Source organism: Mycobacterium lentiflavum, assembly GCF_022374895.2.
GTDB lineage: Bacteria > Actinomycetota > Actinomycetes > Mycobacteriales > Mycobacteriaceae > Mycobacterium > Mycobacterium lentiflavum.
Genome location: NZ_CP092423.2, coordinates 2041071 through 2053822, shown reverse-complemented (window position 1 = coordinate 2053822; position 12752 = coordinate 2041071). Strand labels below are relative to the sequence as shown.

Annotated in this window: 11 protein-coding genes, 1 pseudogene and 1 riboswitch; of the genes and pseudogenes, 1 reads left to right on the top strand and 11 read right to left on the bottom strand. The window is 67.9% G+C overall.

The features are described 5' to 3' along the window. Positions 1-213: 213 nt before the first annotated feature. From MJO58_RS09810 to MJO58_RS28920, 7 genes and pseudogenes are all read right to left on the bottom strand, one after another. Complete coding sequence (locus MJO58_RS09810; RefSeq protein WP_090601306.1) at positions 214-1374, bottom strand: acyl-CoA dehydrogenase family protein; 1161 nt, start codon at positions 1372-1374, stop codon at positions 214-216. Between the two features lie 113 nt (positions 1375-1487). Continuing rightward, positions 1488-2939 carry a GTPase HflX gene (hflX, locus tag MJO58_RS09805; RefSeq protein WP_239722718.1) on the bottom strand — a complete coding sequence of 484 codons (1452 nt, stop codon included), beginning with the start codon at positions 2937-2939 and terminating at the stop codon, positions 1488-1490. Positions 2940-2985: 46 nt separating this feature from the next. Continuing rightward, positions 2986-3852, bottom strand: coding sequence for a diaminopimelate epimerase (gene dapF / locus MJO58_RS09800; protein ID WP_090601305.1), 867 nt, complete (start codon positions 3850-3852; stop codon positions 2986-2988). A 60-nt stretch (positions 3853-3912) separates the two neighbouring features. Then, on the bottom strand, positions 3913-4866 hold the full coding sequence (miaA, locus tag MJO58_RS09795) for a tRNA (adenosine(37)-N6)-dimethylallyltransferase MiaA (RefSeq protein ID WP_239722717.1): 954 nt from the start codon (positions 4864-4866) through the stop codon (positions 3913-3915). Then, positions 4863-5558: a class III extradiol ring-cleavage dioxygenase family protein gene (locus tag MJO58_RS09790; protein WP_239722716.1), complete on the bottom strand. Its 696-nt coding sequence runs from the start codon at positions 5556-5558 to the stop codon at positions 4863-4865. The genes miaA and MJO58_RS09790 overlap by 4 nt, the downstream gene beginning before the upstream one ends. 35 nt (positions 5559-5593) lie before the next feature. Then, positions 5594-6532, bottom strand: coding sequence for a DMT family transporter (locus MJO58_RS09785; protein WP_239722715.1), 939 nt, complete (start codon positions 6530-6532; stop codon positions 5594-5596). 531 nt (positions 6533-7063) lie between these two features. Continuing rightward, positions 7064-7162 (bottom strand): annotated as a pseudogene (locus MJO58_RS28920) (DMT family transporter); the annotation flags it as partial. A 242-nt stretch (positions 7163-7404) separates the two neighbouring features. On the opposite strand from MJO58_RS28920, the gene MJO58_RS09775 reads away from it, so the two are divergent. After that, positions 7405-8733: a DUF349 domain-containing protein gene (locus MJO58_RS09775; RefSeq protein WP_090601302.1), complete on the top strand. Its 1329-nt coding sequence runs from the start codon at positions 7405-7407 to the stop codon at positions 8731-8733. On the opposite strand, the gene MJO58_RS09770 is transcribed toward MJO58_RS09775, so the two are convergent. The 4 genes from MJO58_RS09770 to recA are packed head-to-tail and all read right to left on the bottom strand — an operon-like array spanning position 8730 to position 12439. Further along, positions 8730-9344, bottom strand: coding sequence for an Rv2732c family membrane protein (locus MJO58_RS09770; protein ID WP_090601301.1), 615 nt, complete (start codon positions 9342-9344; stop codon positions 8730-8732). The two genes, MJO58_RS09775 and MJO58_RS09770, sit on opposite strands and share 4 nt — an antisense overlap. Next, positions 9341-10867: a tRNA (N6-isopentenyl adenosine(37)-C2)-methylthiotransferase MiaB gene (miaB, locus tag MJO58_RS09765; RefSeq protein ID WP_239722714.1), complete on the bottom strand. Its 1527-nt coding sequence runs from the start codon at positions 10865-10867 to the stop codon at positions 9341-9343. Before miaB ends, MJO58_RS09770 begins: the two co-directional genes overlap by 4 nt. A 44-nt stretch (positions 10868-10911) precedes the next feature. Next, complete coding sequence (gene recX / locus MJO58_RS09760) at positions 10912-11433, bottom strand: recombination regulator RecX (RefSeq protein ID WP_090601299.1); 522 nt, start codon at positions 11431-11433, stop codon at positions 10912-10914. After that, on the bottom strand, positions 11399-12439 hold the full coding sequence (gene recA / locus MJO58_RS09755) for a recombinase RecA (RefSeq protein ID WP_090601298.1): 1041 nt from the start codon (positions 12437-12439) through the stop codon (positions 11399-11401). The genes recX and recA overlap by 35 nt, the downstream gene beginning before the upstream one ends. Before the next feature lie 155 nt (positions 12440-12594). Next, positions 12595-12730, top strand: a riboswitch (cobalamin riboswitch). Positions 12731-12752: the final 22 nt, after the last annotated feature.

The window sequence follows — 12752 nt, the reverse complement described above, 5'->3', positions numbered from 1 at the left end:
GGCGCCGGCTATCCACTCGAGCAAAGGAGCTATTCATGGGCATCGACTATTTTGCCGTAAAGCCAAGCAATGACAGCGTAAGCCGACTAGTTGTGCTTGGTTCGTGTCACCATCCGCACGGGTACCGCGCGTCTGCCGACGATTCGTTGTTGCGTGACAGCAAGATTGGTTCACCGCCGCCGACGTTAGCCGACGTGCGTCATGATCACGTGGCTAGACCCCGAGGCTGCGCCCCACGATCTCCTTCATGATCTCGGTTGTGCCGCCATAGATCGTCTGCACCCGGGCGTCGAGATAGGAACGAGCGACCGGGTATTCGCGCATGTAGCCATAGCCGCCGTGCAGCTGCAGACACCGGTCGATCAAATGCACCTGCTTTTCGGTGGAGTACCACTTGGCCATCGCGGCCTGCTCGGCCGTCAGCTTCTTGTCCAGATGCAGCCGCAGGAACTCGTCGACCATGATGCGCACCACGGTGGCCTCGGTCGCCAGCTCGGCCAGCACGAAGCGGCTGTTCTGGAAACTACCGATCGGCTTGCCAAAGGCCTTGCGCTCCTTGGTGTATTGCAGTGTCTGTTCGAGCACCTGCTCCATCGCCGCGGCGGCCATGACCGCGATGTTGATCCGCTCCTGCGGCAAGTTCTGCATCAAATAGATGAAGCCCTTGCCCTCCTCGCCGAGGAGGTTTTCGACGGGGACCTTGACGTCGGTGAACGACAACTCCGCGGTGTCCTGCGCGTCGAGACCGATCTTGTCCAGATGGCGGCCGCGCTCAAAGCCTTCCATGCCGCGTTCGACGACGAGCAGCGAAAAGCCTTGTGAGCCCTTGTCCGGATCAGTCTGCGCGACGACGATCACCAGGTCGGAGTTGATCCCGTTGGTGATGAACGTCTTTGCACCGTTGAGCACGTAGTGATCGCCTTGTTTGACCGCGCGGGTCTTGATGCCCTGCAGGTCGCTGCCGGTCCCCGGCTCGGTCATCGCGATGGCGGTGATGATTTCGCCGGTGCAGAACTTCGGCAACCAGCGTTGCTTCTGCTCTTCGCTGGCCAGCTCCAGCAAATACGGCGCGATGATGTCGTTGTGCAGTCCGAAGCCAATTCCGCTGTATCGCCCGGCGGTCGTTTCCTCGGTGACGATCGTGTTGTACCGGAAGTCGGGGTTGCCGCCGCCGCCGTACTCTTCGGGCACCGCCATGCCCAGGAATCCCTGCTTACCGGCCTCGAGCCAGACGCCGCGGTCGACGATCTTCGCCTTCTCCCACTCCTCGTGGTACGGCGCCACATGGCGCTCGAGAAAGGCCCGGTAGGACTCGCGGAACAAATCGTGCTCGGGTTCAAACAGTGTGCGCTGGTACTTGATTGCACTGCCCATGGATAACCTCCGGCCGCCGGGTACTCTGCCGCCCAACATATACCAACCATACGGTTGGTCGGCAGCTGCCCCGGTCTGGTCGGGCCGACGCGATGGCGTGACGCCCGGGGCGGCTACGGGGTCGAGCCGTTGGCCGTGAATTGCCGCAGGCTGGCGGCCAGCGCCGCCGGAACCCGGGCCTTGATCCGCGTCCCCTCCGGGTTGTGCTCGGCTTCCTGGACGCGGCCATCGGCGTGCACGCGGGCCACCAGGTCGCCGCGGTCGTAGGGAATCACCACGTCGACGGCGGCGTCGGTGGGCGCGGCCAGTTCGGCCATCCGCCGGCGCAGCGCGTCGATGCCCTCGCCGGTGTGTGCGGAGACGAACACCGCGCCGGGCAGCCCGTGCCGCAGCTTGGCCAGCATCAGGTCACTCGCCGCGTCGATCTTGTTCACCACCAACAACTCCGGCGGCGGCTGCCCGTGATAGTCGGCGATCACATCGGAGATCACCTGGCGCACCGCATTGATCTGGGCGACCGGGTTGACGTCGGAGCCGTCCACGACATGCACCAGCAGATCGGCGTCGACGACCTCCTCCAGCGTCGAACGGAATGCCTCGACCAGCTGGGTGGGCAGGTGTCGCACGAACCCGACAGTGTCGGTGAGTACGAGCGGGCGGCCGTCGGGGAACTCGGCACGCCGGGTGGTGGGCTCCAGGGTGGCGAACAGCGCGTCCTGCACCAGCACGCCGGCGCCGGTGAGCGCGTTGAGCAGGCTTGACTTGCCGGCGTTGGTGTAGCCGACGATCGCGACGGACGGCATATCACTGTGCACGCGGCGACTGCGTTGGGTGTCGCGGGCCTGCTTCATGTCCTTGATCTCGCGGCGCAGCTTGGACATTCGCTCGCGAATGCGGCGCCGGTCGGTCTCGATCTTGGTCTCACCGGGACCGCGCAGGCCCACGCCGCCGCCGCTGCCGCCGGCGCGACCACCGGCCTGCCGGGACATCGACTCACCCCAGCCGCGCAGCCGCGGCAGCATGTACTCCATCTGCGCCAGGGTCACCTGTGCTTTGCCTTCCCGGCTGGTGGCGTGCTGGGCGAAGATGTCGAGGATCAGCGCGGTGCGGTCGATGACCTTGACCTTGACGGCCTTCTCCAGCGCGGTCAGCTGCGCCGGGGACAGCTCACCGTCGCAGATGACGGTGTCGGCGCCGGTCGCCACGACCACTTCCCGCAACTCCTGGGCCTTGCCGGAGCCGATGTAGGTCGACGGGTCCGGCTTGTCGCGGCGCTGGATCAGCCCCTCGAGCACCTGCGAGCCGGCGGTTTCGGCCAGGGCCGCCAGCTCGGCCAGGCTCGCCTGGTTGTCGGCCGCGCTGCCCTCGGTCCACACGCCGACCAAAACGACGCGTTCCAGCCGCAGCTGGCGGTACTCGACCTCGGAGATGTCGGCGAGTTCGGTCGACAGCCCGGCGACGCGGCGCAGTGCCGATCGGTCTTCGAGGGCGAGTTCGCCGACACTGGGCTCGGACGCGGGATGGTCGGCCGGCTGATCGTGGTACGGCATTTCGGAATGTGTCATAGGCAATTAGCAATAGTGCACGCCAAACCCGTGGCGTGCATCCGAATTATTGGGCGTTCCACCAGTCCTCGCTCACTAGGCCACGGGCCAGCAGCACCGACGGCCCGCGCAGGTAGCTGGTGGCGTCGGTAATGGTGACGACGACGTCGCCGCCGGGCACCCGGACGGTCAGCGTGCCCGTGTCGGCCCCGGCCTCGGCGAGCGCGGCCACCGCCGCCGCGACGGTTCCGGTTCCGCACGAACGGGTTTCGCCGACCCCACGCTCATGGACCCGCATCTGCACCACGCCCCCGGCGGCCGCGGTGAGTACTTCGACGTTGACGCCGTCCGGGAACTGCGCCCGGTCGAACTGCACCGGCGCGGCGACATCCAGCGCGGCGAGGTCGTCGCTAGTCAGCTGCGGGTCGACGCACGCCAGGTGCGGGTTGCCGACGTCGATCGCCAACCCGCGCAAGCGCCTGCCACCGATGACGGCCTCCCCCGCGCCCACCCGGTTGGCCTTGCCCATGTCGACGGTGACGTCGGCGTTGGTGGGGTCGGCGTGGTGCATGGTGACCATCCGCGGCCCGGCCAGCGATCCGACGACGAACTCGTCGCGCGTCTCTAGGCCGCTGGCTCGCAGGTAATGAGCGAACACCCGCACGCCGTTGCCGCACATCTGCGCCGTCGAGCCGTCGGCGTTGCGGTAGTCCAGGTACCAGTCGTCGGGGCCGACACCGTCGGGCAGGCGATCGAGCACACCGACTTTCAAGGCGGCACCCGCGGTGGTGATCCGCAGCACGCCGTCGGCGCCCAGCCCGCGGCGGCGGTCGCACAGCGCGGCCACGCGGGCCGGGGTGAGCGGCAGCTCGGCGTCGAGGTCGGGCAGCAGCACGAAGTCGTTCTGGGTGCCGTGGCCCTTGGCGAAGATCATGTGCGCCACTCCTTCGATCCGGCTGCGCCGGCATCGTCGTCGTCGGCGCGGATCACCTGTTCAGGGTACGTGCCGCCACGCCCGCAAGGTGTCGGCGACGACGCGGGCGCGGTCCGACTCGGTCGCGGCGCCCACGTCGACCCAGTGCACGCGGTGATCGCGGCGAAACCACGACCGTTGCCGTCGCACATAGCGGCGGGTACCCACGAACGTCAGCTCCTGCGCGTCGCGCAACGCCGCGGGATCGTCGGCATCCAGCGCGGCGAGCACCTGCGCGTAGCCCAGCGCGCGTGACGCGGTGACGCCGTCGCGCAAGCCCTCGAGTAGCAGCCCGCGCACCTCGTCGACTAGGCCTTGGGCGAACATGCTGTCGGTGCGGCGGGCCAATCTCTCGTCGAGAATGTTTGTGTCACAATCTAATCCAACGATGGCGGTGCCCCACCGGGGAGCGCCGATGCGGGGCGCGGACGCCGCGAACGGCTGGCCGGTGAGCTCGACAACCTCGAGCGCGCGCACCGTGCGGCGGCCATCGGTGGGCAGGATCGCCGCGGCGGCGGCCGGATCGCGGCGGGCCAGCTCGGCGTGCAGCGCGGCCACGCCGAACTCGGCGAGCCGTTGTTCCCAGCGCGCCCGTACCGCGGCGTCGGTGGCGGGAAACGTCCAGTCGTCCAGCAGCGACTGGACGTAGAGCATCGAGCCGCCCACGATGACCGGCACCGCCCCGCGGGCCGCGATCGCCTCGATATCCGCGGCGGCGGCTCGCTGATAGCGGGCGACGGTCGCGGTCTGGGTGACGTGCAGGACGTCGAGCTGGTGATGCGGGATGCCGCGGCGTTCGTCGACGGGCAGCTTCGCCGTCCCGATGTCCATGCCGCGGTAGAACTGCATGGCGTCGGCGTTGACGATCTCGGCACCCACCTCGCCGCTTAGTTGCTCGACGACGTCGAGGGCCAGCTGCGACTTGCCGGTCCCGGTGGGGCCGATGATCGCCAGCGGTCGCGGGGCTGGTCTCACGGCTGCCAGGCCCCGGCGAAGTACCCCACACCGTAGGGCGCTCCCCGGTACAGCTCCTTGGCCGAACGCGGTCCCGGCTCGGTCAGCCCGGCCAGCACCTGGAATGCGACCCGCCCCAGGATCTGCCCCGACAGCCCGGCCAGCGCGGCGCTGTCACCGTTCGCCAACGCGTCGTCCAGGGCCAGCTGGGCAGCGGGGCTGGCGGGGTCAAACCCGCCGGGCGCACCCGGGGTCAGGGTGTTCGCGCCGTCGGCGACAACCAGCACGCCGAGCGGGTCGGTCGCTTGGTCGATCTCGGCGCGCAGCCGCCGGCCGGTGTCCAGCGCGGTGTCGACGTCGTGGTCGCCGCGATAGACGCGAACCTGCGCGACGGCCTCCGGCCGGACCTGGCCCCGCAGCCAGCCGGCGATCAACGCGCAGAGCGGGAAGTCGGCCACCACATCGGCGGACTCGGCGGCCCGCGGCGATAGGCGGACGCGCACATCGGCGCCGTAGCCGGCAAAGCTGCCGATCCCATCAGAACCCAGCACATCGTCGGCCTCGCCCGTGCCGATCACGACCCACCGGGGCGGCAACAGCGCGACCCCCGCCAGCACGGCCGTGGCCAGTTCGGCCAATTCGGCGGCCGCCGCCCCGGCGAGCTCAGGGACAAGCATCGGCGTGGAGGGAACGATCGCAATGGCGCTCAGCACGACATCAAACTAATCGACGCCCACTAAACCGACCGTCAGCTGCTGCACTCCGCCTCGGCGAGGCGCACCTCACCCGATCGGCGCAGCGCTTTTTTCGCCAGCTTCTCCGCGAAGCTGCTCGACATGGTCGCCGCCTCACCGCGGGCTAGCGCCACGGTCGCGACCACCACCACCACGACGCCGACGGCAAGCACCACCTTGGCGATTCCGCTGCAGTCGAGGTACTCACCGAGCACCGCCATGCCCAGGATCGAACCGACCACCGGCTTGGCCACCACCGCTGTCGGCAGGGAGGCGGTCAGCGAGCCGGCACGGAACGACGACTGCTGGAAGATCATCCCGGCCAGGGCAGCGGCTATCCACGCGTAGAACTCGGGCGCGGTCAACAGCGCACCGACGCCGTCTCCGACGATCACCACCACGGCCTTGGTCAGGACGGCGAACAGCGCCAACGACGAACCGGCGACGATGGCCAGCAGCACCGCGGCGACCGAGCCGGGCCACTTCCGCGCGCCCCATACGCAGAACACCAGCGCTGGACCCATTACCAGGGCCACCACCATCCAGGTTTGCACCGAGCCGCGCGAGGCGCCGGGATCCGGATCGCCGACCACGACCACCACCGCCAACGCGGCGGCCAGCAGCAGCGCCCAGGTCCATTCCCAGCGGGTGACCGAACGCCGGGTCATGCGCGCGTAGATCGGCAGCGCGAACAGCAGCGCCGTTACCTGCAACGACGTGACCAGCATCACGGAGCCCAGCGTCAACGCGGCGGCCTGCAGGGCGTAGTTCGCGATGGCTCCGCCGGCCCCCAGCCACCACTTGCCGTCGCGCACCGACATCCGGAAGAGCTCCAGGTGGCCCACCGGCTTGTCGGTGATCTCCTGCGCTGAACGCTGACGGACGACGTTCCCCAGTGCCGACGCGAACGCGGCGAGCAGGGCGAGAACAACCGCAATATCCGTCTTCTCCATCTGCGACCTCCTCCCCGGCACGCGGCCACCTGGACCACCATTCACGACGGGTATTCACTACCCGTTTCGGAGCCGTTTCCGTTGTGTGAGCGGTGAAATTGCCCGCGCCACTTCGGAAGAATACGGTCCTGCGCAATAAGTAGTTCACGAACCTATGAAGAGCCTGTGGCAAGGCTGTGGCTGGCTGGTGATGCCCGGCCGACGAACTCGCTCCCGTGGTGTCACCGCCCGGCGACCGACCGCCCGCCCTGCACGCGCGGCGACGACGACCCGCGGCCACCGAAGTCGCGGGCTAAATCCGCCGCCGCAAGAACCCCACCCTGGCTATCTTGACGTGCCCCCTCCAGCCCCACAAGTACCAACAACACCAATTGTCACTAACACGGTACCGGGCGCCGCGTGCCCGCCCTACGGCCCCGGCAACGTGGAATCGAACCGTTACCCGCGTGCTACGCCGGTTGCTCGGCGGCATCACCAACGCGGCCTCGACACGTTTGCTGGTCGCGACGGCATCGACGCGGGCAAGTTCGGCGTAATCCGGTGCGTCGCGCGTTGCTGCAGGACGTCGCCGATCGCGACGCACAGCGCCGAGCTCAGCGCGAGCAACGCGGCGATATCCACCTTGTCCATGTGCGGTTTCACTCCCAAGTCGAGGGCAGTTCACCGTAAAAATGCTGGGTGCACACACTGTTTCACAGGGGCTGTCAAGGCGGTGACGATCAGGTTGCGGCATACGACCCGCCAAGCTGCTTGAATACTGGTGGAATCGGTCACGGAGCAGCTGTCGATCGCAGCAGATCTCCCGACCGTAGAGGCGCCGCTACGCGCGGCAGATGCGCGCGAAAGCGAGCGCGCGAAAGGGTGTAGAGAGCATGACCGATGACGAGCCCCGCTCCAGCGATGCGCCCAAGCCGGCACCACGTCCGGGTCCGCGACCGGGCCCCCGCCCGACACCGCGACCCAGCGCCCACCCGGTGGTGTTGCCACCGGCCAGCAATCCGCATCGGTACGGACGCGTCGACGACGACGGGACGGTATGGCTGGTCAGCTCGGCCGGCGAACGTATCATCGGCTCCTGGCAGGCCGGCGACCCTGAGGCCGCATTCGCCCACTTCGGCAGGCGATTCGAGGACCTGAGCACCGAGGTCACGCTGATGGAGGAGCGGCTGGCCTCCGGAAGCGGCGATGCCCGCAAGATCAAGGCCAACGCGGCCGCGCTGGCCGAGACATTGCCGACGGCCTCGGTGCTGGGCGACGTCGACGCGCTCGCCGGCCGGCTGACCATCCTGGTGGAGCACGCCGAGGCGTCGGTCGCCGCCGATCGCTCCCGCCGCGACGAGCATCGAGCCGCACAGACCGCCCGCAAAGAGGCGCTGGCCGCCGAGGCCGAGGATCTGGCCGCCAATTCGACGCACTGGAAGCTCGCCGGAGACCGGATGCGCGAGATTCTCGATGAGTGGAAGACGATCACCGGACTGGATCGCAAGGTCGACGACGCGCTGTGGAAGCGCTATTCGGCGGCGCGCGAAGCGTTCAACCGGAGGCGGGGCTCGCACTTCGCCGAGTTGGATCGCGAGCGCGCGGGCGTGCGGCAGTCCAAGGAGCGGCTGTGCGAGCGAGCCGAGGAGATGGCCGATTCTACGGACTGGGCCGCAACGAGCGCCGAATTCCGCAAGCTGCTGACTGAGTGGAAATCGGTAGGACGCGCGACCCGTGAGGTCGACGACGCGCTGTGGAAGCGCTTCAAGGCCGCCCAGGATGCCTTCTTCTCCGCCCGCAATGCCGTGACAGCGGAGAAAGATCAGGAGTTTCAGGCCAACGCCACCGCCAAGGAGGCGCTGCTGGCCGAGGCCGAGAAGATCGACACCAGCAACCACGAAGCCGCCCGGGCGGCGTTGCGGTCGATCGCCGACAAATGGGACGCGATCGGCAAGGTGCCCCGGGAACGGTCAGCCGACTTGGAGCGGCGGCTGCGTGCCGTCGAGAAGAAGGTGCGCGACGCCGGCGAATCCAATTGGTCTGACCCCGAAGCGCAGGCGCGTGCCGAGCAGTTCGCCACCCGCGCCGAACACTACGAGCAGCAGGCCCGCAAGGCGGCCGCCGCCGGCCGGACCAAGGAAGCCGAAGAGGCACAAGCCAACGCCGAACAGTGGCGGCAGTGGGCTCAAGCGGCCGCCGAGGCGCTGACCCGTAGGGCCTAGCGGCCCGCCGCCTGGTCCGGCGGCGCCTCGGGACCATCGGCGGCGTCCTGGTCACCCAGGGTCTCCAGCAGCGTCTTGGACTGTTGCTCGGCGCTGATCCGGCGTCGCTGCTCCTCGGCCGCGAGCTGCACAATCGTGCGTGACCACACCACGCGGGCCCAGTGGAACGTCAATAGGATCACCGTGATCCACGCGATCCACAGCCCGATCCCCGGGCCGGGGTGTCCGGCGGCCGCGGTCTGGCGCGACCACACCGCCAGTAGCCCGGTCGCGCTGGCTATCGACGAGCCTGCGAGCGCGATCCAGGCCAGCGCCCAGCGGCGGGTCAGCAATGCCACCATCGAGAAGCCGACGCCGAAAACCAGTGTTAACCAAAGGAATACCTTCGACGGCAACGACAACGCGGCCGCACCGGCGCCGTGACTGCTGAACAATACATCCCAGCCACGGACCTGGCCGGTATGCGGCAAGATGAACGATCCCAGCAGCACGAACACCAGGATGGCGACGATGAATGCCCTTGGACCCGGGTCGATTTCACGTGCAACGCGGCGTTCTGCGGCCTCGATCTCGGCGCGCAGCGCATCAAAGTCCGTGTGTTCTTTCGTCATCGGGCACACCCCTGGGTTTCGACTGGTTGAATTGCCGGCCCGATGCCCGGCATACCCAAACCGATACCGCGCGGACGCCGGCCGGCGGCGTGCGCGTCACCGGCCCGGGTGCGGCGGTGGGTCAGGATGCCGGCGTCGGCGATCAGGTGGTGCGGCGCGGCCTCGGTGACCGCGGTGGTGACGATGTCTCCGGGACGCACCCGGGTGTCGGCGGTGAAGTGCACCAGTCGGCCGTCGCGCGCGCGTCCGGTCATGCGGGCGGTGCGAGCATCCTTGCGGCCTTCGCCGGTGGCGACCAGCAATTCGACCCGCTGGCCGATCAGTTCACGGTTGCCCTCCAGTGAGATTTGCTCCTGCAGTTCGATAAGTCGCATATAGCGTTCCTGCACAACGTCTTTCGGCAGCTGGCAGTCGAGTTCGGCGGCCGGGGTTCCGGGCCGCTTCGAGTACTGGAAGGTGAACGCGGCCGCGAACCGGGCCTGGCGCACCACGTCGAGAGTGGCCGCGAAGTCCTCCTCGGTTTCGCCGGGGAATCCGACGATCAGGTCGGTGGTGATTGCCGCCTGCGGCATCGCGGCCCGCACGCGGTCGATGATGCCGAGGTAGCGCTCGGCGCGGTACGAGCGCCGCATCGCCCGCAGCATCCGGTCCGACCCCGACTGCAACGGCATGTGCAGGGCCGGGCACACATTGGGCGTCCGGGCCATCGCATCGATGACGTCGTCGGTGAATTCGGCCGGGTGCGGCGAGGTGAACCGCACGCGTTCCAGTCCGTCGATGTCTGCGCAGGCCCGCAGCAGATCGGCGAAGGCGCCGCGATTGCGGGGCACGGCGGGATCGGCGAACGAGACACCATAGGCGTTGACGTTCTGCCCGAGCAGCGTGACTTCCAGCACGCCGTCGGCGACCAACGATCGCACTTCGGCGAGGATGTCGGCCGGGCTGCGGTCGACCTCCTTGCCGCGCAGCGACGGGACGATGCAGAAAGTGCAGCTGTTGTTGCAGCCGACGGAGATGGAAACCCAAGCGGCATAGGCGGATTCGCGGGCACTCGGCAGCGACGATGGGAATTCCTGCAGCGCCTCGACGATCTCCACCTGGGCGACTTTGTTGTGCCGGGCCCGCTCCAGCAGGGTCGGCAGCGACCCGATGTTGTGCGTGCCGAAGACCACATCGACCCATGGCGCCTTGCGCAGCAGGGAGTCTCGGTCTTTCTGGGCCAGGCAGCCACCGACGGCGATCTGGAAGTCGGGGTTGTCGCGTTTGCGCGGGGCCAGGTGGCTGATGTTGCCGTACAGCTTGTTGTCGGCGTTTTCGCGCACCGCGCAGGTGTTGAAGACCACCACATCCGCGTCGGCACCCTCGTCGGCGCGTCGGTAGCCGGCGGCCTCGAGCAGACCCGCCAACCGCTCGGAGTCGTGGACGTTCATCTGGCATCCGTAGGTGCGGACTTGATAGGTGCGCCCCGACCCCGCCACGGGCCCGGCCAGGCTCGCGGCATCCGGCGCCACTGTCGAAGTCACGGGGCCATGGTACGGCGACCCGGGCCTACCCCATGAACCCCCAGCTAGACGCGGCGGCGTTCCCGTTCGGCGTTCAGCTCGGCGAGGACGACCTCGCAGGCCAGGTTCTGGCCATAGCCACGGCGGGCCAGCATGCCCACCAGCCGGCGGGTGATCCGCGTGTCGTCCCCGCTCAGCGTTTCCCGCCGCAGCTTGGCCCGCACCAACTCTTCGGCCCGGTCTCGCTCGGCACCGGCGTCGATACCGGCCAGTGCGGTGTCGATGACCTCTTTGTCGACGCCCTTGGTGTGCAGCTCGGCGGCCAACGCACGTCTGCTTTTTCCCGCCCTGGCGTGCCGGGACCGCACCCACTGCTCGGCGAAGTCTCGGTCGTCCACCAGCCCGACGGCGGCGAGCCGGTCGAGCACCCGAGCACTGACGTCGCCGGGGTATCCGCGTTTGGCGAGCTGGCCGGACAATTCGGCCCGCGTGCGCGACCTCGCGGTGAGCAGGCGCAGGCATAGCGCCCGCGCCTGCTCTTCGCGGGCAGGCTCAGAAATCGACGGGGGCGGGGAGGACGTCTTCATCGGTCAGCACCGCGCCAATGCCCAGCTTTTCCTTGATCTTTTTCTCGATCTCGTTCGCGATATCGGCGTTCTCCACCAGGAAGTTGCGGACATTCTCCTTGCCCTGGCCGAGCTGCTCGCCCTCATAGGTGAACCAGGAACCGGACTTGCGGATGAAGCCCTGATCCACTCCCATGTCGATCAGCGACCCCTCCCTGCTGATGCCGCGGCCGTAGAGGATGTCGAACTCGGCCTGCTTGAACGGCGGCGACACCTTGTTCTTGACGACCTTGACCCGGGTACGGTTACCGACCGCGTCGGTGCCGTCCTTGAGTGTCTCGATCCGGCGCACATCCAAGCGCACCGACGCGTAGAACTTCAAAGCCTTTCCACCCGTGGTGGTTTCGGGACTGCCGAACATCACCCCGATCTTCTCACGGAGCTGGTTGATGAAGATCGCGGTGGTTCCCGAATTGTTCAGTGCGCCAGTCATTTTCCGCAGCGCCTGGCTCATCAGCCGGGCCTGCAGTCCGACGTGGCTGTCGCCCATTTCGCCCTCGAGTTCCGCGCGCGGTACCAATGCGGCCACCGAGTCGATGACCAGAATGTCCAGGGCACCGGAGCGGATCAGCATGTCGGCGATCTCGAGGGCCTGCTCACCGGTGTCGGGCTGGCTGACCAGCAGGGAATCGGTGTCGACGCCGAGCTTCTTGGCGTAGTCCGGATCCAGCGCGTGCTCGGCGTCGATGAACGCCGCGACACCCCCGGCGGCCTGAGCGTTGGCCACCGCGTGCAGGGCGACGGTCGTCTTACCCGAGGATTCCGGGCCGTAGATCTCCACGACCCGGCCGCGCGGCAGGCCGCCGATGCCCAGGGCCACGTCCAATGCGATGGATCCGGTCGGAATGACCGAGATCGGCTGACGCTGCTCGTCGCCGAGACGCATCACCGAGCCTTTGCCATAGCTCTTCTCGATCTGGGCCATTGCCAGTTCGAGAGCCTTTTCGCGGTCGGGGGCTTGCACCATGGTGCTCTCCTATAGTCGGTGTTCTTCTGACCGGTATCGGTCGGTTGGCCGTGACACTAGAGCTGGCCACCGACAAGTCGTCTCTTCGAGTTGATCCCCACAGTAGACGAACACCTGTTCGATTCAAGTTTGACACGCCGTACCGGCTGCGTGTGGCAATATCGGCTACCGACAGTGCGCCGACGGGCCTGCACGAAGAGGAAACCGGTGCGAAACCGGTGCGGTCCCGCCACTGTGATCGGGCACATTGCGACCCGAGAGCCAGATACTCACCGCCGGCGCTTCCTCACTAGACGCTGGGGCGGATCTCCCC

Excerpts from the sequence above, each read along its gene's own strand:
- MJO58_RS09810 (WP_090601306.1), bottom strand. The coding sequence starts at position 1,374 with ATGGGCAGTGCAATCAAGTACCAGCGCACACTGTTTGAACCCGAGCAC.
- MJO58_RS09785 (WP_239722715.1), bottom strand. The coding sequence starts at position 6,532 with ATGGAGAAGACGGATATTGCGGTTGTTCTCGCCCTGCTCGCCGCGTTC.
- MJO58_RS09775 (WP_090601302.1), top strand. The coding sequence starts at position 7,405 with ATGACCGATGACGAGCCCCGCTCCAGCGATGCGCCCAAGCCGGCACCA.
- hflX (WP_239722718.1), bottom strand. The coding sequence starts at position 2,939 with ATGACACATTCCGAAATGCCGTACCACGATCAGCCGGCCGACCATCCC.
- recX (WP_090601299.1), bottom strand. The coding sequence starts at position 11,433 with ATGAAGACGTCCTCCCCGCCCCCGTCGATTTCTGAGCCTGCCCGCGAA.
- dapF (WP_090601305.1), bottom strand. The coding sequence starts at position 3,852 with ATGATCTTCGCCAAGGGCCACGGCACCCAGAACGACTTCGTGCTGCTG.
- recA (WP_090601298.1), bottom strand. The coding sequence starts at position 12,439 with ATGGTGCAAGCCCCCGACCGCGAAAAGGCTCTCGAACTGGCAATGGCC.
- MJO58_RS09770 (WP_090601301.1), bottom strand. The coding sequence starts at position 9,344 with ATGACGAAAGAACACACGGACTTTGATGCGCTGCGCGCCGAGATCGAG.